The organism is Chloroflexota bacterium, from assembly GCA_018648225.1.
In the GTDB taxonomy this organism is placed as follows: Bacteria; Chloroflexota; Anaerolineae; order Anaerolineales; family UBA11858; genus NIOZ-UU35.
The window spans coordinates 18,656-43,121 of record JABGRQ010000113.1 but is presented as its reverse complement, the minus strand read 5'-3'; the positions used below and the strand labels follow the sequence as shown (position 1 = coordinate 43,121).

Here is a 24,466-nt window from a genome sequence, read left to right as displayed (position 1 = left end):
CTTCGCGAAATCTCCCGTCAACTTCTTTCCCCCTTTTCTTCCGGGAATTGCTGGCTTTCTCAAAAGATGAATTGCACATGCTGCGCTTGTTGGGCGATCAGGCCGCTGTGGCGATTGAGAACGCTCGTTTGCACGATCTGGTCAATCGACAGGCGCGCACTGATATGTTGACCGGGCTACCCAACCGACGGGCATTTAACGAACACCTGACCCATGAATTACACCGTGCTGAACGTTATGGGCATTCATTTAGTTTGGCTGTCCTTGATTTGGATGGCTTCAAGGCGGTAAATGATTTATATGGGCATCCCCGCGGCGATCAGGTTTTGCGCAAGATCGCCCGGCATATTCAGGCATCCATTCGTAATTCTGATTATTTGGCGCGGTTCGGCGGCGACGAATTTGTACTGCTACTTGCCGAAGCTGACAGCCAAATTTCGAAAAGGCTGATGCGTCGGTTACAAGAAGTTATGGAAGAGTTACAACTTCACGATGGCCTGAAAGTGGGGATTTCGTATGGGTGCGCAACTTTTCCCGATGATGCGCGCGCACTCGACGATTTATATCGCATTGCCGATCAGGCGCTCTATGCCAAGAAGGCCGAAAAATATACCCCCAGGGGCTAAGCTTCGAGCAAATTCTTTAGCTCATTCCTTACCTGTTCAGCGCTACGGAACAGAATGCCCTGCATTCCCACAGCTTGCGCGCCCTCAATATTGTGGGGGAAATCATCAACAAAAACACATTCGTTGGCTTGGGCGTCTGCCCGTGCTAAAGCCAGTTGATAAATGCGGGCATCGGGTTTCATCATCCCTTCATCCCCTGAACCCACCACCATTTCAAACGCATCGGCGATGCCCCAGCGCGTCAGTGCCGTGGGTAAATCTTTCCAGGCATTGCTGATAATGCCGATTTTGTAGCGCGGTTTCAGGCTGCGGATAAAATTGACCAGATCGTGATCTATGCGGTCACCGCCGAAAAAACGCTCGCCAAAGTCTGGATAGGCATCGGAGGGAAGCTTCAGCGCGGACCTTGCAGAGGCCCACAGTTCCTCGGGGGTGATCTCACCTTTTTGGGCGCGCGTGCCGAGATCGCCCCCAAAGACCAGTTTCTCTAACTCGTGGCGCGTCAGCCCCAAATCTGCGGCGAGTTGCTCGCGCGAACCAGGATCTTCTGTCCGCAAAATCACGCCGCCAATGTCCCATAATATTGTAGTAATCATAAAATTCTCCATTCTGCCACAGAGATCACGGAGAAATAATAAATCACTCTGTGATCTCTGTGGCTAAAGATTTACGTCAATGATTTTACACTAATTTCTTTGCCGGGGCGCAGTTCTTTCTCGTACATATCAAATTGACGGCTGACATGCATCCCGGCGCGTTTGTAGAGTCCTAAAGCACCGGTCAAATTCTGTGCATCCACGCCCAGCGAAACCCGTTTGTAGCCGCGGTGATAGTACTCGCCAAAAGCGTGATGCAGCAGCGCCAACCCCAACCCACGCCGCCGATACGGGCGCAGCACTGCCAGGCTCTCTATGTGACCGCATTCTTTGTCTTCGGGATCGCGTTTGATGCACAAGGCAATGCCAGCAATTTTGTCGCCATCCATTGCCAGATACCACATGGATGGATCATGTATCTCATTATTATTCAAAAACCAATGCCGAAATTCAGGGAAGCCGTCTTCAAAGGGCTGCTCTATATGCCCAAAATGATCGCGGAAGGCTTCATTATCGGCGCGGTAAATGGCTTCAATTTCAGCTTCAGGATCATCCGGCGTGTGTACGGTGATGCCCTTAGGCCATGCCGGAGCCGGGGGCGGGGCGTCAAACTCGATGAGCATACGAAAGAAATGCCGAATGAGCTGCATCCCAAAAGCTTCCATCTGCTGTTTATTTACAGTGATCTGGGTGTTAACCCCACTGCGATAGACTACGCGTAAATCGTCAGCACAACTCGGAATGACCTGACGAACGCGCGCTTCGCCCCACTCCAGCAGCCACTCGCCGATGCCTATACCTTCATAGTCGGGATGCACGCGATACCATACCCAGGATTGCACCGGCGGGTTATCAATCGTCCATGCTTCGATGTAGCCCACCAGTTCGCCCGTGGGAGCATAAACCATGCGGGAATCCGTGGCGGGGTTGTATTTTGGAATCGTCCATTCGGCTCTGGTGGAACTCTCCTGTTGATTCTCAATGCCCAAATAATGCATCGAATGGGCATTGAAAAACTCAACCGCGACAGGGATTTCGTCCAGCGATGAAGGACGGGCAGTAAAGCCGTCTGGTAGTGTTGTTGTCATGATATTCTCCTTGCCCTCACCCTCCCCCGGCCCTTCGGGCCACCCCCTCCCTCTCCCACAATTGGGAGAGGGAGGGGGAAACTAACATAGTGATTGGGGGTGGGAGAGGGCTTTTTACTACAATTCTTTCCGATACAATGTATTTTTGCGTATCACCTGATACCCTACACCCTCATATAAATTGAGCGCGTGGTTGGGGTTCTGCGTATCTACGCCCAAAACGGTCTCAGCAAAGCCCATCTCGCGGAACATTTCGATGCTTTGCACCAGCAGCGAGCGGGCTACGCCGCGTCGTCGCCAGGGTTTGCGCACAGAGATGAATTCGGTGTAGCCGCGTTTGCGGTCATATTCTTTATTTTCATCTTCGTCTACAAAATTGCGCACCATCCCGACCACTTCGTCGCCGTCCCAGGCAATTTTCCATAGGTGGGGCGTGAAAATTACCGGTTCGGCCAGCCAGCGCTGATATTCTTCTTCTGTGCGCTCGCTGTGGCCCCAATGATCGCGAAAAGCTTCGTTGTCCGCATCCCAGATCGGGCGATAATGCGCTTCATCCACCGGGCGCACTTCCAAACCCTCCGACATAGGCGCATCGGGCAAGGGGGCATCGGTTGGACGCTGCATCTCATAGCCCCAACGAGTTTCTTCGTAGCTATTAGCCTTTAGCAAGGCTGCCACGCCGGGTTGTTTGTCGCTGTGATCGGTCTGGAAAAATTTGGGCGCGTCCGCTGGATGTTTGGCCGCAATCTCGCGGGCACGGCGCTCATTGTGCTTCAAAATTGCCGTGCCAATGCCTTTGCGCCGCCATTTGGGGTGTACCCACCCCAGGGTATAGTAGATGTAATTTCCGTTGCTCTCCTCATACCATCCCACGCGCCCGTAGGCCACCACTTGCCCATCCACTTCCACAAAAATCATATCTGTGAAGGGGTCGCTGTTGATGATATGTTCAAAGTGGTGCTTCACACCTTCCAGTGTGAGACTGTACTCCACATCGTCAACAATTTTACAAGCATCGAAAACTGCGATGATGTTTGGATAATCCGATTCACCCTCAAAGTAGCGGACGTTCAATCCTGGAATTGGGGGTGATTCTGGGATAATCAGCGTTTTTTTTGTCGTCATGTTTTTCTCCTGTGCGAAAAGGCGTCCCCCAGTGTATGGGCACTGGGACTTATGAATTTATTTTTCTTCATTCTCATCATCCGGTAGCTTAAACTTTAGCCAGACCGGGATTATGGTAAGCAAGGCGACACCGGCTGTGATGCGGAAGGGCGTCTGTGGCGTGTAGCGAGTCCACAATCGCGCGCCGATTGCCGGAGCAGGAAGCGAGAATAGCCCCAGGCTGCTATGCAGCAGACCAAAGGCCGTGCCGCGCAATTTTTCGGGGACAGCTTTGCTGATCAGCGATTGGTAGGCGGGTGACATCAGGCCTACCCCAATTCCAAAAACGCCCCAGGCGATCGCGTAACCCCAAAAACTGTATACATTGAGGAAGATAATTAGCCCGATAGCATCCAGCAAAAAACCGCCCGCAATAGCGACGCGTTCGCCTTTCTTGTCGGCCAATTTGCCCGCTGGAATGGTGGTGATCATATTACAAATGCCAAAAATTGATCCCAGGAAGCCGATTTGCTTCATCGTCAGCCCGCCGATTTCGTTCAGATAGAGTGATTCCAGTGTAAAAGACATCGTATAGGCGATATCGCGTACACCATCGGTAACTAGCACCCAGGTCATCACACCCCCGGCTAGCAGCAGCACGGTCATTGCGCTAAGCTTTTCTTTCAAACTAGCCAGCGATAGTTTTTCGGGGTTTGCTTCCGCGCCTTTGGCTGCCGTGCGCGCCATGCCAATGCGAATTAACGCCGCGAAGGTATACAGAACCGCTGCAATAATTAGCATGAACTTGAAGCCGTACGCATCGGCCAACCAGCCGCCCAGCGGCGGGCCGATGACGACCACCAGCATAAAAATGCTCTCGGTGATGCCAAAGACGCGGGCGCGGTTTTTTTCGGCTGACTGGTCGGCGATAAACGAACTAAAACTGGGGCCAACCAGCGAACGGGTGATAGCGCCAAAACCTTCCCCGAACAACACCCACTGCCAGGTAGGCGCCAACACAATGCCGATATGCGCAATGACTCCGGCAACGCTGCCCATGGCGATACTACGCAAGCGACCCAGCGAGTCCGATATCCATCCGCCCAAAATCTGCAAAATTAATGGCAGAATATTCGACAGGGTAAAAAACAACCCAACTTGCAGCACATTGGCATTGAGGCTTTTCAGGTAAAGCGGTAGCAATGAACCATACATACTGCCCGCGATATTTGCCAACACCATAGCGAACATAAACAATTTGAGGATATTGCTGAGCAGCGGTTCTTTCTTCTCTTTCTTCGTTGTTGTTTGCATGTTTGTCCTTCTCTCTCATCCTCGTTTGAAGAAAATAAAAAAGCCACGGGGCATCTTTCCCGTGACCTTTTATAGAGGTTCAACTTCGCGCGCGAGCGAATCAAAAAGCCACGGGGCTTGAAGTACACCCGTGGCTTTGGCGATTTAGGCTAGACTAAATCTCTCAGGCAGTAGGCGCACTCCGAGCCAGCAAAACATCTCCACCAATATTGGCAGAGCGGCGGACTTTAACTTGCATCGTGAAATAGCTTGTCATTTTCGTGCGCTCTCCTTTCAAAGATTTTAGCTCGTGGAGTCTATCATGAGTGCAAAAGACGTGTCAAGGTTTTAATCTTCTACTCATTTATGCACACAGACCTCCGAGATTTTTACATCAGAATGCGCATCCAAAATTAATCCCAATAAAATCTCGGAGGTCTTTTGCTCGACCCCAAACACATACCCCGAATCGCAGCTCTGGTGTGCTAAAATCAAGGTGGCACGAGAATGATCGCCCATTTTTGGAATATATAATGACGCTAACTGATATTCGCCCTTCACCAATTGCGGGACGCTGGTATCCAGATAACCCGAAACAATTGGCTGCCAGTCTGGATGGATACATGTCCTGCACAGAGTCTCTTGTGCAGCCGAAAGAAATTATGGCTTTCGTTGTCCCACATGCGGGGCATCGATATTCCGGACCGGTAGCTGGGCATGCTTTTGCGTTGGCTCGCGGCATGTCCCCCGAACTGGTGGTGGTTGTCTCTCCCATGCATCGCGCATACAGCCAACCCCTGCTGACTTCCGGGCATGATGCCTACCAAACTCCGCTGGGGCCAATTATGATCGATCAGGCCGCGGTTGCCGAGTTAGATACCCGCCTCACGAAGTCGCTGGGTTTTGGGCTTGCACCTGTTCGTAATGACGATGAACATTCTCTGGAGATTGAATTGCCTTTCTTGCAACGAGCATTGGTTGGGGAATTTTCCCTGCTGCCGGTGATGGTGCGCGATCAAACTCCGCGGGTTGCGCGTGCCCTGGGGCAGGGGCTGGCTAAAATTTTGGCCGGGCGTGACTCCCTCCTTGTGGCCAGCACCGACCTGTCGCATTTCTACCCTCGAAGTGTGGCCCACTCCCTCGACCAGGTCATCCTGAAACATATCGCGGCCCTCGAACCGGAGGCTATTTTCCAGGCTGAGCGCGAGGGAAAGGGCTTTGCTTGCGGGCGCGGCGCGTTGACCGCTGTGATTTGGGCAGCCAAAGAACTCGGCGCTACCTCAGCAACGATTCTCAACTATGCCACATCTGGCGATATCAGCGGCGATTTTTCGCAGGTCGTGGGTTACGGCGCAGCGGTAATCACGCGAACATTCGATCAAAGGTAGAGAAAAAATAATGGAACAAACCATCGGAATAGATTTACTCAAACTTGTAGGGGTTTTCTTTCTGGTTCTGGCCAATGGCTTTTTTGTTGCCGCCGAATTTGCTCTGGTGAGTGTGCGCCGTACACGCATTGCCGAACTGGTAGCTCAGGGCAACCTGGCGGCGCGCTGGGTGCAAAAAGCGCTGGAAAACCCGGATCGTGTCATCGCGGCTACGCAATTAGGGATCACATTAGCCAGTTTGGGGTTGGGCTGGGTGGGTGAACCGGCCCTGTCACATCTTCTGGAACCGCTGATTCAACTATTCCCTATCGATATACAAAGTGATGTTTCGCACAGTATTGCCGCGGGGATATCTTTTGCGATCATTACGTTTTTGCACGTTGTGGTTGGTGAACTCGCGCCGAAATCAATCGCACTTCAAAATCCAGAGGGTACATCACTATGGGTAGCTCGCCCCACCCTTTGGACCGAATGGATTTTTAAACCCTTTATTTGGGCGTTGAATGGTACTGGGAATTATTTGCTAAAGCTTGTCGGCGTGGAGCCTGCCGAAGGTCATGAACTGGTTCATTCCGTAGAAGAATTGAAAATGCTGGTGACTGCCAGCGCAGAAGGCGGCGTGGTCGGTTCTGAAGAAAGCGAAATGCTGCACGCTATATTTAATATTAATAATCTCCTCGTTCGTCAGGTAATGAACCCGCGCACCGAAGTTACCGCGCTCGAAGCCGACACATCGTTAGAAAACAGCATCGCCGTGGCAATTGAGTCCACCTTCAGTAAATTCCCGGTTTATCAGGATGATCTCGACACAATTCTGGGCGTGGTGCATATTCGCGACCTGTTGCGCGCACAACAAGACCCAGATCGCAAAAACAGCACGGCGCGCACGCTGGCGCGCGAAGCCCTTTTTGTGCCGGAGAGTTTGCCGCTTAAGAATGTGTTACAACAATTGCGCGACCGTCGCCAGCATATTGCCATTGTGATTGACGAATTTGGGGGCACAGCAGGCGTGGTGACGCTTGAAGACATTATGGAAGAAATTATCGGTGAAGTCAGCGATCCCTTTGATTCGCCGCATCCTGAAATACAAGTCCAGGCCGATGGCACGGTTATCATCGAGGGGTTGGCGCTCATCGAAGAAGTCAACGAAAAACTGGAGCTGACGCTCGATGCGCCACATTACGATACGATTGCCGGTTATGTCCTCGGGATGCTCGACAGAATGCCCGAAATTGGAGACAGCATCAATATTGGCCTGGGCTTGTGTCTGAAAGTGATCAAAATGGATGGGATGCGCATTGAACAGCTCTCCCTAAGTCGTGTTGAAAAAGCCCCGGCGGATGCATAATTTTTTTAACGCAAAGCCGCAAGGGAGCAAAGACACAAAGAAAGCTGTAAAAATTCTTTGCGCCTTCGCATCCTGGCGACTTTGCGTTACGCTTTCTCTATGACCATTTTTGTAGAAGTGGTTGTGAATATCTCCCAGGTTTCTGGGGTTTTTCATTACCATTTACCCCCTGAACTGGAAGGAAAAATCTCAACCGGGCATTTGGTCACGGTGCCCTTTGGACGTCAGACCGTGCAGGGCGTGGTGCTGCAGACTGTGACCGAAGCCAGCACACCGGAAACGCGCCCGGTGATGTCACTTCTAGACCCGCAACCGGTGCTCTCAGCGGCGCAAATTCGGCTGGCGCAGCATATCGCCACACAATCGCTGACCCCTTTGGCGGCTTGTCTGAATCTGATGCTGCCGCCCGGCCTCAGCCAGATGGCGGATACGTTGTACGAGTTAACAGAAGGCGGGAAGCAAGCAACGACCGATGTCAGCGGTCTTCCGTCTCTGATCTCCGGTCAAGAATTGACCAAACCCCAATGGAAACTTCTCGCCCTGCTCGCCGAGCGCGGCCCATTGCGCGGCCGTCAGATTGACCATCATTTGCCGCGTAAACGCTGGCGGGCAACTGCGGGGGCGTTGGCGCGCCGCGGTATGCTGACCAGTCAGGCTATCCTCACCGAACCGACCGTATCCGTAAAAAAAGAACGCGTGGCGCGCTTGCTGGCCTCCCCGGAGGCAGCCGCGGCCCAAATGGATTCGCTGGGGCGCAAAGACAGCCCGGCGCTGGCCCGGCGGCAGAAAATATTGCAAGCGCTGTTGGCGCAGCAAGACAAACTCCCGGCGAAAAAATTATATGAACTCAGCGGGGGAAATTCCGCAGACCTGAATCAGCTCGCCGCCCGCGGGCTGATTGCCATCGAGGAAGAGCAAGTCTGGCGCGACCCGCTCGAAGGGATAGAATTCGTTGCCGAGACTCCCCCCGAGTTGACGCGGGCACAGGCCGATGTTTGGGCGCAGGTAGAAGCCGCTCTTCGGCAAACCGCCGCGGGCGAGTCCGCGGCGCCCTGCCTGCTCTACGGCGTCACCGGTTCGGGCAAAACCGAAATCTATCTGCGCGCCGTCGCCGAAACCTTGCAGCAAGGGCGGCAGGCCATCATCCTGGTTCCCGAAATCGCCCTCACGCCGCAAACTGTGCGGCGTTTCGTGGCGCGCTTCCCCGATCGCGTGGGCCTGGTGCATTCCGGGCTGTCGGCAGGCGAGCGTTATGATACCTGGCGCCGCGCCCGCAGCGGCGAGATTGATGTGGTAGTGGGGCCGCGCAGCGCGCTCTTTACGCCTTTTGCCAATGTCGGGTTGATTGTGGTGGATGAGTGTCATGATGGCTCGTATTATCAGGGGGAACCTGCGCCGAGTTACCATGCGCGTGAAGCGGCGGCGGCGTACGCCCTCCAGGTGGGTGCGGTCTGCCTGATGGGATCGGCTACTCCCGATGTAGTCAGCACCTACCGCGCCGCCCGCGGCGAGTGGACGCCCCTGAGCCTCCCCGACCGCATTCTGGCACACAAACAAGCGATTGCTGCCTGGCAGGTTTCGCATAGCCGCTATCAGCCCCTGGAGCATGACGCCGAGACGATTGATCTGCCCCCGGTGAACGTTGTGGATATGCGCGCTGAACTGAAAGCGGGCAACCGCTCTATTTTTAGCCAATCTTTGCAGGCTGCGTTGGCGCATGTGCTGGAACACGGTCAGCAGGCGATTCTGTTTCTCAACCGGCGCGGTACAGCCACGTATGTTTTTTGTCGCGAATGCGGTTATTCGCTCCAGTGCCCGCGTTGTGATATTCCGCTAACGTATCACGTTCATGCAGATGAACGTTCAAACGCTCTGCTTTGCCATCGCTGCAATTATCGCCGCCAAATGCCCACCAAATGCCCGCAGTGCGGCGGAACCAAAATTCGGCAATATGGTACCGGAACCGAAAAGGTCGAGAGCGAGGTGCAGGCCTTGTTCCCCGGCGCGCGCACCCTGCGTTGGGATTGGAGTACAACCCGTAAAAAAGGTTCTCACGATGCCATTTTGAGCCAGTTCGCCGCCCACGAAGCCGATGTACTGATCGGCACGCAGATGCTTGCCAAGGGCCTGGATTTGCCGCTGGTGACGCTGGTGGGGGCGGTGCTGGCCGATGTGGGCTTGAATTTACCCGATTACCGCGCCACGGAACGCGTCTTTCAGGTGCTTACACAGGTGGCCGGGCGCGCCGGGCGCAGTCCGTTGGGCGGGCAGATGATTTTACAAACTTTCCAGCCGGAGCATTATGTCATTCAGACTGCGTCTCAACACAGTTACCGGGAATTTTACCGCCAGGAGATCGCCTATCGTCGGGAGTTGGGTTATCCACCCTTTGCGCGTTTGGCGCGTTTAGAATTCCGTGGGCAGGATGCCGCCCAGGTAGAAGAATCCGCCCAGAGCGCAGCTCGTCAGCTCGCCGCCCTGGACGATCAACGCAATGAAATTATTGGCCCGGTACCGTGCTTTTTTAGCCGCGTTTCTGGCATTTATCGCTGGCAAATTTTACTGCGCGGCCCGAACCCCACCGCCGGGCTGGATGAATATCTGCTAAAATCGTGCCGCGTTGAGGTGGATCCGATTTCTTTGCTATAATTTGATAAGCCAAAAACACCCTAGCCCCTCCCAGCGGGAGAGGAAACACAAGCTTTCCCTAACACAACCCCCTCGCCCTGTGGGAGAGGGCAGGGGTGAGGGCAACGCTTCTGGAGAATAATGCTAATGCCCATGCGTCACGAGTTTCTTTCCTGGGACGAAGTTGACCGGTTGATCGATCACCTGATTCCCCAATTTGATCTTGAGTTCGATGGTATGGTGATGATTACTCGCGGGGGTATTATTCCGGGCGGAATGCTGGCGGAGGCGTTGGGCATTACACATGTACTCACCGCCGCGGTGAATTTTCCGGCTGAGATGGAGCGTGATTATTCGCGGCTCTTTGCCTGGCCGGAATTTATGCAGTTCCCTGAGGATGAGTTATTGGAAGCCCGTCGCATTTTGGTTGTGGATGATGTCTGGGGGTCGGGCCGCACCATCACGGCGGTGCGTAATCGGGTTGGCTCGGCGGGGGGTGTTCCTTATACCGGTGTATTACATTTCAATCCGTACCGCAATTTGTTTGGCACGGCACGCCCCGATTATTACGCCGCCGTGACCGATGCACATATTGTTTACCCCTGGGAGATTGACCGCGGCCCCGACCGTATTTTGGGTGCGCCAATGGGCGAAGGTTAATCGCCATGCAGCGGATTTCAGCCAGTAAAACAGAAAAAATAACGGCACTGCGAAGGTGCCGTTATTTTTCCAATATTGGTGATGAAATTTTAATGCCATTGGCAAGCGCTACGCAGTTACATAGTTTTTCGGCCGATGAGATGATTTTTTTGGAAGATGATCTCAGCGAAGGGTTGTACATTATTCGCCGCGGCAGTGTGAAACTATCAAAAATATCGCCTCAGGGGCGCGAGTTGGTGTTGAACGTGCTGGAAACTGGCGAGTCTTTCAACGAAGTGCCAGTTTTCGATCAAGGGGGCAATCCAGTAACGGTTTCGGCGCTTGAAGAAAGCGAATTATGGATTGTCAACGCGGCGGCCATTCGCGCAGCGTTGTCTGAACACCCCCAATTAGCGCAAACGATCATACTCAATTTAGCACAAAATTTGCGTATGCTGGTAAGCATGGTTGAGGAACTATCGTTTTACCAGGTGACAACGCGATTGGCGCGGTTGTTGAGCAGCTTATCGCCCGAACAGTTAACCGGCCATCCGGGGCAGCGTCTGACACAGGATGATTTAGCCGTTCGTGTAGGGACTGTACGCGAAGTTGTGGCACGTTCGTTACGCAAATTGGAACTGAGCGGCGCAATTTCAGTTTCGCGCAACAAAATTGTTATTCTGGAAGCAGAAAAACTAATGGAATGGGCACATTCGCCCGACGGAGACGTTCAGTAGCCGAATGGGTCTAATGGGTCTGACCAACTAGACCACGAAGCCGAAGCGACCAAAATAATTGCAAAACCTTCACCGTGCGCCAAAAGGCCACCGCTGCCATACCATGCGCCAGCACAGCAAAGAGCGGGGGCGTTTCCAGAGTGTAATACGTCCAGCACAGGCGTGTGGTTCCCCATAATTCCAAATAATAGCCCAATCCGCTCCCGGCGATGAAGGTCAGCACAGCGATGCGATGATCTGTGGGTGTGAGGGTCAAGAAACCCACCAAAATTAGCGCCATGATGGTCAGCGATTTGTCCAGCGTCGGCCAGACAAAGGCAAGCATCAGGCCATAAAAAATACCGAATATCAACCAGTAACTGAGTTTTATGAACCACAAAGGCACAAAGGCACGAAGTTTTTTCTCTTGGTGTCTTTGAGTCTTCGTGGTTAACTTATCCAAAATCCGCACCAATCGATCAATCGAAAGGCTCGCAATTGGCCAGGCAGGGATAATCCACAACGGCGGGCGCTCGGCAGTGTAATACGTCCAAATTTCGGTTTGCGTGCCCCAACTTTCGATCACCAGGCCGCCGACCATGCCCACAAAGACAATCCACACATCCTTGCGCAGGTCTGCCCCGGCCATAATCAGCAGCGACATCACCAGAAAGATGCCGATCAGCAGCCAGTCGAAATAGCGCCACCACGGGCCAGACCAGTCGATCAGGGCCAAATATGCCTCAGCCAGCGGCCACCAGACATACACAATCAGAAAAACCGTCAGCAAAAAAACACTCATCAAGTAGTAGCTTGCGCGTGTCCAACCGAGCGCGGCGGCTACGCGGCGGGGAATAGATTGTTTCGTCTTTGGTGCTATCATGGCAAAATTGTACTATACCCCTGTTGCTTTGTTATAATCAACCTGCCAACCATTAACTTTCAACTCGCCAACTTTCAAACCCTTTATGATCCCCATCTCCCTTACACTTTCTGGTTTTCTCTCCTATCAAGACCCCGTCGAGATCGATTTCACCGCTTTCGATCTGGCGTGTATCGCCGGGGCCAACGGGGCAGGCAAATCTTCTATTTTGGATGCCATCACCTGGGTTTTGTTTGGTCAGGCTCGCCAGCGCGGCGATACCATCATCAATAATCAATCCGAACAGGCTGAAGTCATTTTTAGCTTCCACTACGAAGAAAACCGTTACCAGATCAAACGCAACAACCCGCGCGGCAAGGCCGGGATGCTAGAATTCAATATTGCGCAGCAAAGTGCGAATGGCGAGTCAGGCGTTAGTGTTCCGAGCGCCCCCGCCTGGAAATCGATCAGTGAGCGCACCATTCGCGAGACACAGCAACGCATTGAAGAGACTTTGCGTCTGGATTATGAAACTTTTGTCAACGCGGCTTTTTTCTTGCAGGGCAAGGCCGACCAGTTTACTCAACAACGCGCCAGTGACCGCAAACGCATTTTAGCCAGCATTCTTGGCCTCGAGGTGTGGGAAACCTACCGCAAACGCGCGGGTGATCAGCGTAAACAAATCGAAAGCCAGATCGCCGCCCTGGATGGACGTTTATCGGAAATTCATGCTGAACTCTCTGAGGAAACCGTCCGCAAAAAACGCCTGAAAGATTTGGAAAGCGCGCTTAAACAGATTGCTGAAGGGCGCACCCTGCAAGAAGCGAGTCTGGAACAGATCAAACAACTCAATCAATTATTGGATGAACGGCGCAAAGGGCGCGACGCGCTCGCTCAACGTCTGGTTGCCGAAAAAGAGCGCCGCGCTTCATTGACTGAAAAATTAGCGGATCGGCAAAAAGAGAGCGAATCCTACGCTCAGATTTTGGCGCGTGCCCCCGAAATCGAGCACGATCATCAGCGTTGGCAGCAAATCCGCGTCGACCTGGCGCGCTGGGATGAAACCGCCGGAGAATTCCGTGAGCACGAAAAACGCCGTCAGGAACCGTTAAGCCGCATCGATGCCGAAAGCGCCCGCCTTTCTCAGGAATTAAAAACCCTTCAGGAACAACAGGTGGCGATCAGTGAGCAGTGGTCAGTGGCTAGCCATCAGCGCTCAACGCGTGATGCGCTCCAACTGCAAATTACTTCTCTTCAATCCCAAATCGAAACGCGCCAATTCCTTGAAGCCGAACTGACTACGGCTCACGAACGTCTCGCCGCGGCAAAGGCCGAGAATCCGCGTCTCAAAGCCGATATGGACGAACTCAAAGCGCGCATTGACCGTTTAATCGCCGCCGATGAAAGCGAGTCGTGCTGTCCGCTGTGCGAACAACCGCTCAGCCCCGATGAACGCCAACGCCTGATTGATGACCTCGCCGCCCAGGGAACTGAAATGGGTGACAAGCACCGCTCCAATCGTGATCTGCTAAAAGAAGCCGACGAGCTTGTCAGCAATCTCCAATTGCAAATTACCAATCTCCAATCCGTTGATGAAGACCTGCGCACAAAAGCGCGCCAATACGACCAACTCGCCGCGCAGATCGAACAGGCCGAAGTTGCGCAAGCCGCCTGGGAACAAGAAGTTCAGCCGCGGCTTGATGAAATAACCTATAACCTTCAACATGAAACCTTTAACCCATCTGCCCGCGCCGAATTGGCCCAGATTGACGCTGAACTCAAAGCGATCGGCTACGATGCCGCCGCTCACGATATTGCCCGTAAAACTGAGCGAGAATTACACAGCATCGAAGAAGAGCGGTTGACTTTGGAAAAAGCCAAAGCAGCCAACGAGCCTATCGCGCGTGAAATCGCCGAAATCGAAGTGCAGCTTGAGCATTTGGCGCAAAGTATCGCCGCGTTGGAACAAGATTTCACCGCCGCCGAACAGATAGTAGCTGAGGCCGAACAAAGCGCCCCCGATCTGCGTCAGGCGCGGTTAGCCTTGCTTGATCTGCAAGAACAGGAAAATCGCCTGCGCATGGAAGTGGGCGCAGCACAACAAAATGTGCAGGTACTGGACGATCTGCGCCTGCGCCGCAAAGAACTTGAAGCCGAGCGCCAAAGCCTCGCCAAACGCAGCGGGCAATACAAACAACTCGAAACCGCCTTTGGCAAAGATGGCGTTCCCGCGTTGCTCATCGAACAGGCCTTGCCGCAAATTGAAACCCGCGCCAATGATATTCTTGACCGGCTCAGCGGCGGCGAAATGTTCATTCGCTTTGATACACAACGCGAACTTAAAACCCGCGAGCATCTCAAAGAAACCCTCGATATTCGCATCAGCGACAGCGCCGGTTTGCGCGATTACGAACTCTACAGCGGCGGGGAGGCCTTTCGGGTTAATTTCGCCATCCGACTGGCGCTCTCCGAAGTATTGGCCCAGCGTGCCGGAGCGCGGCTGCAAACTCTGGTCATTGATGAAGGCTTCGGCAGCCAGGATGAAGTTGGACGCCAACGCTTACTCGAAGCCATCAACCTGGTCAAAGCCGATTTTGCCAAAATTCTGGTCATCACGCATATCGACTCGCTCAAAGATGCCTTCCCGGCGCGCATTGAAGTGGAGAAAACCCCACACGGCAGTGTGGTGAAGGTCATCTGATGCCCATGCTGTTTTCTTCCCTTGCCTGTTTGATTGCGCTGATACTCATCTATTGGCTTCATAGCCGCGTTGCTATTGAAGTTGCCATCTCCCCGGCGCCTTTACCCCCGGATGCACCAGCCCCACTAATTTCCATCATTGTTCCGGCGCGCAACGAAGCCCGCAATATCCGTCGTTGCGCGGAAACTTTGCTGGCGCAATCGTATCCCAATTTCGAACTTATTGTGGTGGATGATCGCTCTACCGATGCCACCCCCCAAATTCTGGCAGAACTTGCCGCGCAAGCTGCGCGTTTGCGTGTATTGACGGGCAGGGAAAAGCCCCCAGAATGGGCGGGGAAACCCCATGCCCTGGTGCAGGGCGTCGAAATTGCCCGCGGCGAATGGCTGTGCTTTGTCGATGCGGACACCTTCGCCCACCAACATTTAATTTCCAGCGCTTGTCTCGCAGCAGGTGAACAGCAAGCCGATCTGTTCACCCTGCTCACCGATCAGGAGTTGGGCACTTTTTGGGAGAAAGCCGTCCTGCCGCTGGTATTCACCGGGTTGGCCTTTGGCTTTCCCGCCCGGCAAGTCAACGATCCCGCAAAACCCGAAGCAATTGCCAACGGCCAGTTTTTCCTCATTTGTCGGGCTGCCTATGAAGACGTTGGCGGCCATAGGGCCGTTCATAATCGCATCGACGAAGATAAAGCCTTCGCCGAAGTTGTCAAAGGCGCGGGCTATCGTCTTTTCATTGCGGATGGGCGCGCCGTGGCGCGCACGCGTATGTACACATCCCTGCCCGAAATGTGGGAAGGCTGGACCAAGAATATTTTTTTAGGGTTACGCGACCGTTTGGGTTTACTGGCATTTGGCGCCTTCGCCGCGCTAATGGGCGCGCTGGCGCTGCCTGCCTGGCTGCTGGCCGGATTGCTCTGGTTCGCCGCGGCGGGCGGCTTACCCGCGTTCGTGGTGACACTCGAAGCGCTGCTGGTATGGGGCTTTTTGCTCTACTGGCGTGCTCGCTCAGCGCAGGCTTTTCAAATTTCAGGCTGGTATGCGTTCACCCTACCCCTCGGCGCGGCAATCTTCGCGGCGATGATGTTTGCATCGGCCTATAAAGTACTCTTTGGCCGTGGCGTCACCTGGAAAGGGCGGCAATATCAGGGGCGTTAGAAAATTTGCCAAACCGCCAGGGTAATCCCGGCCCCCGCTAGCGAAGCGATGAAATTGACCAAATCATTATTCAGCCAGTGCCAGCCGCGGATTTGCCTGGTTTCTGATCCGCAAGAATGCACGGGATGGCGTTCGGTCTCTTTTTGACAATCAGCGCAGAAGTAGATCGCCTGAACCGTGGCGCCCAGCAGCGAATCGAGCAGGGAACCGCAAACTCCCCCGAGGGTGGCTGCCAGCCACATAGGCCACGCGCCCGCCCCGAGGTAGAACGCTGCTCCCACCAGCCCCACCAACGCGGCTCCGCTCAGGGTTGAGAGCGTCCCGAAAAACGAGATTCCCCCCGAGGTTCCCGCTTCCACTACCTGACCATTTGTAATCAGGCGCGGCGGCCTGCGGCTGAGCACGCCCAACTCGGTTGCCCAGGTGTCGGCATTGACGGTTGCCATTGCCCCCAGATAGGCGAGCCACGGCAGCGGGTTTTCCGGCTGGAGAAAAGCCCAAATCACCAGCACTGACCCCAGCCCGCCATTGGCAAGCACTTGCTGCCAGTCACGCTGGCTGCCTTTGGCAAATTTCTCGCTGAGGGCTATTTTGCGCTGTTTGAAAGTTTTAGAAAGTGCGCTGGATGTGACGAAGAAAGTTAACAGCAACGCCGCCCAGGGCAGCCCGCCCAGGCCAAAGATCAGCCCGCCCGTCAGCGCGGCGGCGATGGCACCGCTGCGAGAAAGCGAACCAGCCCGCCAGGCAACCAGACTAATGACAATACCGGCAAGGAAACCAATTAGAATTTGCATAAATTTGTGGATAAGTTGTGAATATCTGTGGATAAATGGTAGTGATGTGTGGATAAAATATGGCTTTTTAGCCCGTTTGCAAGATCAAAATAAACGCCAGGGAGAATAATATAGCCGCAACACAACTGACGATCCAGAGTATATAGGCCCAGGGGCGCTCGCCCGAATTGCGAAAGAAGACCAACCCGATCACGCCGTTTACAATGTAGATAAAACTGCTGAATACAGGCAAAAACAGAATTTGTACCCCGGGCAGCGGCTCTCGGGGCAGGCCGCCGGGCGTGAAGCCCATTGAGATTTGGGGATGTTGCGGAATAGATAGCAGGGCTGCGGCCAGCAAGGCTACATTGAGCAGGGCGCCAATGAGAAACAACGCCCGCGCCGGACGGGCTTGCCAGGCGCGTGAAAAGATAAAACTGGGGTAGATCGCTTCTGGATGCGATGGGTTTAGCGAGCCCAGTTCAATTACTCGCTGGTAACTTTCCAGAAAACCCTGGATATTATTGGGTGAGATGGCATAGGCGCGCTCAACCGTGCCAATGAGAATAAGCTGTTTGGATGCCGAAGCAAAAAACTCCACTGGCCGGCTGTCGGGCAGGCGGGTGATCCCTAGCATGGCGCCCGGCCAACGGAAACGCGGCAGGGGCAGGGGGATTTCCAGATCGGAAGCGGGGCGCACCCAGAGAATATCGTTGGTTGGGATTTTCTCGACGCGCCAGCCCCATTGCAAGCGAATATGATCGCGCTCGATGGTATAGCTGGAATTTTGCAACGTATAGAGCCGATAAGCGAGTGTGGGGATCAGCGGGATAGCAACCAGCGCCGGCAGTAGATAGAGCAAGAAAACCGGGCCAACTTGCGCTTCGGTAGCCATCCAAAATCCCCAGATAGTTGCCACAATCAACACAATGATTGCGCTAACCTGGAAGATGCTGCCTGCGCGCCGCGGGGGATAGAAACTGCTACTTTCATTCATAGGGAACATTTATACCACGGCTTCACGCAAAGAATCTGCTGATTTGACAAAAAATGAAGATAGTAGTACCATGAGAAAGAGAAAATACTATAGATATAGCTAATATGTTTTAATATTGATACGAAGGGGACTACACTAAATCGAGTAAAAAACGCCATGAGTGATGAACCCGTTTATTCCACTGTAGAAATTTGCCAGATGTTCGGCATCTCAAAGAGTACCATCTTTCGCTGGGAGCGCGAGGAATTGCTACCGCCAATTCAACGTGATATTTCAGGGCAGCGCGAGTATGCGCAGGAGCATGTCAATGCCATCAGCGAACGCCAGAAAGAACAACTCAGCAAGCGCTATGAGCGCGCCATTAATCTGGGCGATAACGCCAGTCTGCGGCGGATTTCCGAAGCTGTATCTTTGCGAAAATTCTTTGAGAACGATCTGACAGGCCTGTATGAGCTGGCTGAGTTCCCCGAAGTTTCTCCCGAGACATTGAAACAACTGATGCAAATTGCCCTCGAACAGTATGAACCAGGGGACAAGGTTTTTTGTGAGATTATACGTGTCTTATGGGAACATTCATGTGGTGGTTGTGCCTAGACAAGAAAGGGGAGTATCAATGATAGATCTGGAACTTCAGCGTAAACAAGCCCAAGCAGATTTGCTCGATTTATTCACCCAAGCGACAAATCTGCCGATTGGGTTGTATGAGCTTAAGAATGGCGATCTTGATGAGTTCATTACGGATTTATCCAAAGAGCGTTTTGAGCCGTTTTGCCAATTAATTCATGAATTTGGAGGGGAAGAACTCTGCAATGCCGATCAGTGTCGGCGGGCTTTATCGGCGTTCAATGAAACGGAAACGCGCCTGATGTTATGTCATGCCGGGTTGTATAACCAGGCGGTTCCGGTAACAGTGCGCGGCAATACTCGCAGTGTATTGGTTTACGGCGAAATACGTATTTTGGATGATGCGTATCAATTTGAAGCGCTGGCGCGTCTGGAACAGACGGTGGGCGAACTTAACCTGAACGATAAGCAGATTCAACAAGTGCAGGAGGCTTTTGGAAATGTAAAGAGTTTCTCGCTTCAAGAACTGCGCAAACGGCGTGACATGTTGCAGCGTATCGAGCGCTGGTTTTATCGCTTCATCGATGAAGAAGAACGCCTTATAACGAATGTTGACCGCATCACACATGAAATTCAAACTCGTTTGCAAGCCGTGATCGCCAATGCCGAAAATATGATGCTGGAAGCAACCGATCTTCCTCAAGATATTCGCCAAATTGCCAACGATGTGCTTTTTAGCGCTTTGGCTTTGGATACAGTAATTCAGAATTTAGGATTTTATTTGGGAGACTATAAATTTGAGTTACAAACAATTGCGCCATTGATCTATGAGGCCAAGCGCGTCTACGAAGCTGAAGCCAAGCGACGTCAGGTGGATGTTGTGGTCAAGATTCAAGAAATCCACACTCAGAAGCTGGAGATCTCTAAAAGCCACATGCAGCACGCCGTCAATAACCTTGTGCATAATGCGGTTAAATATTCTTTTCGGGGAGGCTATGGCCGCTATCGTTTTGTTGAGATTCGAGCCTATCCTGCGCAGGACTCCTGTAGATTTGAGATTAATAATTATGGCGTGGGCATTTTGCCTGAAGAAATCGCTGAAAACAAAATCTTTGAAGATGGCTATCAGGGCGTTTTAACCGAGGGGGAATTTCGTACGGGGGCAGGGAAGGGGTTGAGCCTCGTCAAACAGATCATTCATGAGCACCACGGGACGATCGAAGTTGAGAGCCGGTTAAAATCAGAAACATCCGACCCCGAAGGAAAGCCTCACCTGACCAAGTTCACAGTGACTTTGCCCTACCGGCAGCCCAAGGAGACTGAAAAATGAGCAAGACAATTATTTGGATTGAAGATGATATCGAGATCATTGATCCCGTGGTTCGCCCCCTTGAGCGGGCCGGATACCAGGTCGTTCGCTTGAATACAGTTCAAGAAGTGCTGGGGGCCATTGAGAAAATCCGCGCCGCGGATCTGGTGTTGCTGGATATGATTTTGCGCCCCGGTATGGAAGAGCACACATTTGGGCGTTATCCCGGACTGGACATTCTAGGATTGTTTCGCGAAAAATATGCGATTGATGTGCCGGTGGTGGTTTTGACGGTTGTGGATCGCCCCGAAGTTCGCCAGCGGCTCAACGAATTAGGCACAGCACAGATTGTCCGTAAACCGGTGCGTCCCTCTGCTTTGAAAGAAGTTGTTGATGGCGTGTTGGGGGGCGAATAGCGCCACATATAACTCTGTCTGTATGGGTGTTAGCCATCCATTTTAGGCGAATTCATAGGAATTATCCTGCTTGTGCTCCAGGTAGCACCGCACTTAACCGTGGTCAGTGCCGAAGGTGCCGCATGTGAGCATTGAGGTCCGCAAATGCTTGCGTTTTGGCCTAAATCAGCGGGATTTCGGCCGAAAATAGCTCAAATCCAGCAATTTTGTCGCCATAAAGTGTGTTTTTGGTCGAAAAACTCGCTCCATCAACGGCTCCACGGTTAAGTACCGTGATACCTGCTCCAAAAAAAGCCGTGAAAGCGGCTTTTTTGTTACCTTAGGTATTGACAATAATACATATATTTGCTATATTCAGTATAGTCATTACTAACGAGAACAACTCTCCATAAGTGAAAGGACGCGACATGGCTATGATGATGCAGGTATTCATATTCTTGATAGTTGCTGCCATGATTATTTGGGCGGCGTGCGAAGTTGTCTGGCGCACTTAATTACGCAGAATTCGAGTAAATAGGTCGAGGTTATTTTCCAAATCTTGCGAAAATAACATGAGGAGGAGCCTGTGAACTGGAAACGTGAAATGGCTATTTTTGGCGGTTTAGCAGCCATCGCCGCATATATAGGCGGCTGGATGGTTGCGCTGATTAGCATCCCGATCAGCGTCGGTGTGATTTATATTCTCCGTGGATTTACTGTTGTTCGCGAACTGGAAGTTGCAGTTGTGCGCTATCGGCAAACGCAAGCCTTTTCGCGCTTCCTCCCTGCAGGGGTGCGCTGGATTCCGCCGGGTATTGAATATATCTGGGAAAAAATTTCGGTTGCAGTGACAATTGCCAAAGGTTCAACTCAGGCGCTGACCAGAGATGGACACACGCTCTCGGTGGAGTGGATGTTGGTTTACAAATTAACGCCAGAAAAATTAGCCCCGGAGCGATGCCCAGGAATGACGCGAGTTTTACCCAAAAAGGCCGATATGCTGGTAAACACCCATGTCAGCGATTGCCTGCGCGAGCTTCTTGAGCAGCGTTTTATGGATGAACTGCTGCAGACCGGTGTGCAAAGTCGCTTGAAGCGTGAACTTCGTCAACGGGCAGCCGTGCGACTGGCTAATTCTGGCATTGAGGTATATCGTGTGTCGGCGCTGAATGTTAATTTGCCGCAACGCGTTATTCAAACCATTGAGGCTGCGCATCAGCGGCGGCACCAAGCACAAGCAGATGCTGAAGCCTATCAGATTATGCGCCAGGCATTCGACCATTTCACTGATGCCGATATGCAATGGCTGGAACTGGAACGAATTCGCGTGCTGGCACAACATGGCAACAGCACCGTGATTGTGCCACTGAATGATGAAGGCCATCTTGAAAAAGAGAGCAATCGCACAAATGGCAAACACTCAGGGCTATTCCAAGATTTACCGCTGGCGCGCTAAGTGAAATATCGCTCACATCTAGTATGGGGGTTATCCTGAAACCAGATCCAGTGTAGCTTTCGCCGCTGGGTCTGGTTGCGCCTTGCCCTAGATTGGATTTCCCTTTATAATCCCAAACAAATGTTCTAAAGGAATCGCTATGGCAATTGATTTCCAGCAAGTGCGCCAACAAATTATCGAAATGGGAAAAGATGCTCCTCTGCGAGCGCAGCACATGCGCGAAACTCGTGAGAAAGCACTCCAGGCGCTCTCCGATTGGGCTGAGAAATTGGACGAATTGCAGCTCAAGGTAGATGCTGCCCTTCAGGCGAATCCGAATTTGCGCTGTGCCCTGCCCCGGGACGAGAATCTGCTTACCCGTGCAGCCAGCCCCGAGGTCCCCGCCGCCGCCACGCTGCTCGCCGCCGATGGTTCCCAGATCAATCCCAATCGGCATGCCTCGGTCGATTTTTGTCTGGTTAATGTGGGGGCTATCCAGATGCAGCATGGCGAGCCGGATGCCCCAACTACCGATGTTCAGAGTAAGCTGTATTATGACGACCAAATGTATGTGGGCGGCGGGTATATCAACGAGCGCATGGTAGCATTGCTGCGCGATCTGCGCGAGCGCACATTGCTGGCGGAATTGGCCGAAGATTTGCCATCCCCCGCGATTACGCTCACGGATGGGCCGCTGGAGCTTTGGGTGGGGAGCGAAGTTTCTTTGGAAACCGGGGAATATGAGAAACGCTTCAAAGAATATTTGGCTGCCTTGCGCCGGTTGCACCGCATTGGCGCATCGACTGCCGGGTATATCGACAAGCCGCGCGGCGACTTGCTGGTACGCCTGTTGGAGATTGCGCTTCTACCCCTGGATGAAATTGAGAAAGCCGGACGCACGCATCGCCCATTTTTGCAACTCGCCGATGCTGATCTCTTTGCCGAAATTTTGCGTCCCGGCGAGCGTTCAGCTGTTTTGGGCATTCAATCGCGCAATGCCGAGTTGTATACGGCGGAGTTAGCGTTGCATTTCTTTTATCTGAATGTCAGCCGCAACCCCCGCAAGCCCTACACGGTGCGCGTCGAAATTCCTGCCTGGGTGGCTGCCAATGCCGCCATGCTCGACCAACTGCACGCCATTTTGCTGCACCAGTCTCATATTCTGGGAGGGCGGCCTTACCCCTATATTTTGCACCGCTCGCACGAGGTTGCAGTGGTCAGCCGCGATGAAGCCCAGCAGGTTGAAAATATGATCGCGCTGGAATTGCAGAAACATGGCATCGAATTCAGCGAAGGTTCGTTCAAGCAAGCGGCAAAAGATGTGTCGGTTTCGTAAAACCACGAAGCACACGAACGAGAGGGAATAACGATGACAGCGATTGAGATTGGACGTTTATTACGCGCCGGAACCACTGGATTTGTGGCCGGTTGCCGTGTTTCGCAAGTGGATGCGCCTACCTTTGGGGGGTTGGTTCGTGCGCCCCTGGGGGAGGGCTACCATGTGTATGGTCTGATTCACGACATCCGCATTGATGATGATGGAATCGTGCGGCAACTTGTCACCGCCGACCGCGTGGACGAAAACGTAGTCGCTGACAATCGCATCAATCGCAATGTTCCCATCGAAATTAGCGTGTTGACCGTGGGCTACCAGCAGAATGGCGCGATTCGCCACCTGTTGCCGCCGCGCCCTCCGCTCAGCCTGGATGTGATCTACCAATGCAGCCCGAAAGAGTTGTGCGATTTTACATCGCAGGGGCGTTTCGGCTATTTTCGGCATATTTTACGCGCCCAGGATGCCCCTGTGGGTGAATTGCTGGCCGCGCATCTTGAACAAGCCAGCGCTGCCCACGCCCAGAAAGGCTCTCCCCAATGGACAGAAGCCGCCACGCGCGAATTGATTGCCCTGCTGCGCGATGATTATCCTGCGCTGATGGGTGTGCTGGGCGCGTTGAGCGATGTCAGGGAGGTGTGAGGATGGGTAATCAAATCTCAGGAGTAACAATTTGCCCCAGAACTTATTTAATTTATGTTGATGAATCCGGTGACCCAGGAATTCTTCAACCCGATAGAAGTAATTCCCAACATTACATACTTTCAGGTGTGATTATTCCTGTAGATCGCTGGAGAGTTATTTTTGAGCAACATCGTCAAATACGATACTATTTGAAACAAGCCTATGGACTTCCCGTGCGTACAGAAATTCATATTGCTGATTGGTTAGGGCGAAATCGAAGTAAACAGAAATTTCATGATTTAATGGGGAACAAGAAAAATCGAGTTGCAACTCTTAGAGATTATATTCAAAGAATCGCTTTGGATTTAATTGATATTCAGTTTATTCATGTTCATGTCAATAAGGTAAACTATAGAAAGGAAACTCCCATAAATCTAATTGCATGGGAACGGTTAATTCAACGATTTCATAATTTTCTTGAATATCAAAGATTTGAAGGGATAACTGTACCAGCTAATGGAATGATTTTTGCTGATCAAAACGATGAGCCGATGTTGCGTCGTTTGCTTCGAAAAATGCGAGCTTACAACCCGGTTCCAAATCTATATGGTGGGGGAACCCGACAAAAACTTTGTACTCAGATTGTCGATGATCCTGTAATTCGAGATTCTAAACATAGTTATTTTGTTCAAATGGTTGATGTATCTGCGTACCTACTTTATCAGAAACTATATCCACGCGGAAGCCTCAAACGTTACAATGTGGATCGATTATTTGATTTATTGCATCCTCGCCTACTATTAGAGGCCTCAAGAAAAGATCCATATGGCATGGGGATCGTACATGTTTAAAGAAAAATGCCCGCTTCAAGCGGGCACTGGGCATGGCCG

The 24,466-nt window shown here is 52.5% G+C and carries 22 protein-coding genes; 15 read left to right on the top strand and 7 right to left on the bottom strand.

Going from position 1 to position 24,466, the window contains the following annotated elements; all coding sequences use genetic code 11:
- On the top strand, positions 1 to 626 hold a 626-nt coding region (locus HN413_11280; GenBank protein MBT3390979.1), incomplete at its 5' end, for a GGDEF domain-containing protein.
- On the opposite strand, the gene HN413_11275 is transcribed toward HN413_11280, so the two are convergent.
- From HN413_11275 to HN413_11260, 4 genes are all read right to left on the bottom strand, one after another.
- Positions 623 to 1,222, bottom strand: a complete 600-nt coding sequence (locus HN413_11275) for an HAD family phosphatase (GenBank protein MBT3390978.1) — start codon at positions 1,220 to 1,222, stop codon at positions 623 to 625. The two genes, HN413_11280 and HN413_11275, sit on opposite strands and share 4 nt — an antisense overlap.
- Before the next feature lie 71 nt (positions 1,223 to 1,293).
- Complete coding sequence (locus HN413_11270; GenBank protein ID MBT3390977.1) at positions 1,294 to 2,310, bottom strand: GNAT family N-acetyltransferase; 1,017 nt, start codon at positions 2,308 to 2,310, stop codon at positions 1,294 to 1,296.
- A gap of 117 nt (positions 2,311 to 2,427) precedes the next feature.
- A complete protein-coding gene (locus HN413_11265; GenBank protein MBT3390976.1) occupies positions 2,428 to 3,435 on the bottom strand; it encodes a GNAT family N-acetyltransferase in 1,008 nt (335 codons plus the stop codon).
- Between the two features lie 57 nt (positions 3,436 to 3,492).
- Complete coding sequence (locus HN413_11260) at positions 3,493 to 4,728, bottom strand: MFS transporter (GenBank protein ID MBT3390975.1); 1,236 nt, start codon at positions 4,726 to 4,728, stop codon at positions 3,493 to 3,495.
- 512 nt (positions 4,729 to 5,240) lie between these two features.
- Between HN413_11260 and amrB the strand changes: the two genes are divergently transcribed.
- The 5 genes from amrB (at position 5,241) to HN413_11235 (ending at position 11,447) form a co-directional block, all read left to right on the top strand.
- Entirely contained in the window at positions 5,241 to 6,095 is an 855-nt protein-coding gene (gene amrB / locus HN413_11255; GenBank protein MBT3390974.1) for an AmmeMemoRadiSam system protein B, read from the top strand.
- Positions 6,096 to 6,105: 10 nt separating this feature from the next.
- Positions 6,106 to 7,443: an HlyC/CorC family transporter gene (locus tag HN413_11250; GenBank protein MBT3390973.1), complete on the top strand. Its 1,338-nt coding sequence runs from the start codon at positions 6,106 to 6,108 to the stop codon at positions 7,441 to 7,443.
- 99 nt (positions 7,444 to 7,542) lie between these two features.
- The gene (gene priA / locus HN413_11245) at positions 7,543 to 10,092 is read left to right on the top strand and encodes a primosomal protein N' (GenBank protein MBT3390972.1); all 2,550 of its coding nucleotides are present in this window, start codon (positions 7,543 to 7,545) and stop codon (positions 10,090 to 10,092) included.
- A gap of 132 nt (positions 10,093 to 10,224) precedes the next feature.
- Positions 10,225 to 10,731 (top strand): phosphoribosyltransferase, encoded by a 507-nt coding sequence (locus tag HN413_11240; GenBank protein ID MBT3390971.1) that lies wholly within the window; start codon positions 10,225 to 10,227, stop codon positions 10,729 to 10,731.
- 92 nt (positions 10,732 to 10,823) lie between these two features.
- A complete protein-coding gene (locus HN413_11235; GenBank protein MBT3390970.1) occupies positions 10,824 to 11,447 on the top strand; it encodes a Crp/Fnr family transcriptional regulator in 624 nt (207 codons plus the stop codon).
- 10 nt (positions 11,448 to 11,457) lie between these two features.
- On the opposite strand, the gene HN413_11230 is transcribed toward HN413_11235, so the two are convergent.
- On the bottom strand, positions 11,458 to 12,309 hold the full coding sequence (locus HN413_11230) for a hypothetical protein (GenBank protein MBT3390969.1): 852 nt from the start codon (positions 12,307 to 12,309) through the stop codon (positions 11,458 to 11,460).
- Between the two features lie 85 nt (positions 12,310 to 12,394).
- Between HN413_11230 and HN413_11225 the strand changes: the two genes are divergently transcribed.
- Positions 12,395 to 14,989, top strand: coding sequence for an SMC family ATPase (locus tag HN413_11225; GenBank protein ID MBT3390968.1), 2,595 nt, complete (start codon positions 12,395 to 12,397; stop codon positions 14,987 to 14,989).
- On the top strand, positions 14,989 to 16,146 hold the full coding sequence (locus HN413_11220; protein ID MBT3390967.1) for a glycosyltransferase: 1,158 nt from the start codon (positions 14,989 to 14,991) through the stop codon (positions 16,144 to 16,146). The genes HN413_11225 and HN413_11220 overlap by 1 nt, the downstream gene beginning before the upstream one ends.
- Here HN413_11220 and HN413_11215 read toward each other — a convergent pair.
- Together HN413_11215 and HN413_11210 are read right to left on the bottom strand one after the other, a co-directional pair.
- Positions 16,143 to 16,940: a DUF92 domain-containing protein gene (locus HN413_11215; protein ID MBT3390966.1), complete on the bottom strand. Its 798-nt coding sequence runs from the start codon at positions 16,938 to 16,940 to the stop codon at positions 16,143 to 16,145. The two genes, HN413_11220 and HN413_11215, sit on opposite strands and share 4 nt — an antisense overlap.
- 67 nt (positions 16,941 to 17,007) lie before the next feature.
- The gene (locus tag HN413_11210) at positions 17,008 to 17,916 is read right to left on the bottom strand and encodes a hypothetical protein (protein MBT3390965.1); all 909 of its coding nucleotides are present in this window, start codon (positions 17,914 to 17,916) and stop codon (positions 17,008 to 17,010) included.
- A gap of 156 nt (positions 17,917 to 18,072) precedes the next feature.
- On the opposite strand from HN413_11210, the gene HN413_11205 reads away from it, so the two are divergent.
- From HN413_11205 to HN413_11175, 7 genes are all read left to right on the top strand, one after another.
- Complete coding sequence (locus HN413_11205) at positions 18,073 to 18,510, top strand: MerR family DNA-binding transcriptional regulator (protein MBT3390964.1); 438 nt, start codon at positions 18,073 to 18,075, stop codon at positions 18,508 to 18,510.
- Positions 18,511 to 18,529: 19 nt separating this feature from the next.
- Positions 18,530 to 19,810: a HAMP domain-containing histidine kinase gene (locus HN413_11200; GenBank protein ID MBT3390963.1), complete on the top strand. Its 1,281-nt coding sequence runs from the start codon at positions 18,530 to 18,532 to the stop codon at positions 19,808 to 19,810.
- A complete protein-coding gene (locus HN413_11195) occupies positions 19,807 to 20,205 on the top strand; it encodes a response regulator (GenBank protein MBT3390962.1) in 399 nt (132 codons plus the stop codon). Before HN413_11200 ends, HN413_11195 begins: the two co-directional genes overlap by 4 nt.
- Positions 20,206 to 20,770: 565 nt before the next feature.
- A complete protein-coding gene (locus tag HN413_11190; GenBank protein ID MBT3390961.1) occupies positions 20,771 to 21,640 on the top strand; it encodes a hypothetical protein in 870 nt (289 codons plus the stop codon).
- Between the two features lie 139 nt (positions 21,641 to 21,779).
- Positions 21,780 to 22,955, top strand: a complete 1,176-nt coding sequence (locus HN413_11185) for a DNA double-strand break repair nuclease NurA (protein ID MBT3390960.1) — start codon at positions 21,780 to 21,782, stop codon at positions 22,953 to 22,955.
- Positions 22,956 to 22,988: 33 nt separating this feature from the next.
- On the top strand, positions 22,989 to 23,594 hold the full coding sequence (locus HN413_11180) for a hypothetical protein (GenBank protein MBT3390959.1): 606 nt from the start codon (positions 22,989 to 22,991) through the stop codon (positions 23,592 to 23,594).
- 2 nt (positions 23,595 to 23,596) lie between these two features.
- On the top strand, positions 23,597 to 24,427 hold the full coding sequence (locus tag HN413_11175) for a DUF3800 domain-containing protein (protein ID MBT3390958.1): 831 nt from the start codon (positions 23,597 to 23,599) through the stop codon (positions 24,425 to 24,427).
- Positions 24,428 to 24,466: the final 39 nt, after the last annotated feature.

Bases quoted from the DNA above. Each gene is read 5' to 3' on its own strand.
- HN413_11275 (MBT3390978.1), bottom strand. From the start codon at position 1,222: ATGATTACTACAATATTATGGGACATTGGCGGCGTGATTTTGCGGACA.
- HN413_11270 (MBT3390977.1), bottom strand. From the start codon at position 2,310: ATGACAACAACACTACCAGACGGCTTTACTGCCCGTCCTTCATCGCTG.
- HN413_11265 (MBT3390976.1), bottom strand. From the start codon at position 3,435: ATGACGACAAAAAAAACGCTGATTATCCCAGAATCACCCCCAATTCCA.
- HN413_11260 (MBT3390975.1), bottom strand. From the start codon at position 4,728: ATGCAAACAACAACGAAGAAAGAGAAGAAAGAACCGCTGCTCAGCAAT.
- amrB (MBT3390974.1), top strand. From the start codon at position 5,241: ATGACGCTAACTGATATTCGCCCTTCACCAATTGCGGGACGCTGGTAT.
- HN413_11250 (MBT3390973.1), top strand. From the start codon at position 6,106: ATGGAACAAACCATCGGAATAGATTTACTCAAACTTGTAGGGGTTTTC.
- priA (MBT3390972.1), top strand. From the start codon at position 7,543: ATGACCATTTTTGTAGAAGTGGTTGTGAATATCTCCCAGGTTTCTGGG.
- HN413_11240 (MBT3390971.1), top strand. From the start codon at position 10,225: ATGCGTCACGAGTTTCTTTCCTGGGACGAAGTTGACCGGTTGATCGAT.
- HN413_11235 (MBT3390970.1), top strand. From the start codon at position 10,824: ATGCCATTGGCAAGCGCTACGCAGTTACATAGTTTTTCGGCCGATGAG.
- HN413_11230 (MBT3390969.1), bottom strand. From the start codon at position 12,309: ATGATAGCACCAAAGACGAAACAATCTATTCCCCGCCGCGTAGCCGCC.
- HN413_11225 (MBT3390968.1), top strand. From the start codon at position 12,395: ATGATCCCCATCTCCCTTACACTTTCTGGTTTTCTCTCCTATCAAGAC.
- HN413_11220 (MBT3390967.1), top strand. From the start codon at position 14,989: ATGCCCATGCTGTTTTCTTCCCTTGCCTGTTTGATTGCGCTGATACTC.
- HN413_11215 (MBT3390966.1), bottom strand. From the start codon at position 16,940: ATGCAAATTCTAATTGGTTTCCTTGCCGGTATTGTCATTAGTCTGGTT.
- HN413_11210 (MBT3390965.1), bottom strand. From the start codon at position 17,916: ATGAATGAAAGTAGCAGTTTCTATCCCCCGCGGCGCGCAGGCAGCATC.
- HN413_11205 (MBT3390964.1), top strand. From the start codon at position 18,073: ATGAGTGATGAACCCGTTTATTCCACTGTAGAAATTTGCCAGATGTTC.
- HN413_11200 (MBT3390963.1), top strand. From the start codon at position 18,530: ATGATAGATCTGGAACTTCAGCGTAAACAAGCCCAAGCAGATTTGCTC.
- HN413_11195 (MBT3390962.1), top strand. From the start codon at position 19,807: ATGAGCAAGACAATTATTTGGATTGAAGATGATATCGAGATCATTGAT.
- HN413_11185 (MBT3390960.1), top strand. From the start codon at position 21,780: ATGGCAATTGATTTCCAGCAAGTGCGCCAACAAATTATCGAAATGGGA.
- HN413_11180 (MBT3390959.1), top strand. From the start codon at position 22,989: ATGACAGCGATTGAGATTGGACGTTTATTACGCGCCGGAACCACTGGA.
- HN413_11175 (MBT3390958.1), top strand. From the start codon at position 23,597: ATGGGTAATCAAATCTCAGGAGTAACAATTTGCCCCAGAACTTATTTA.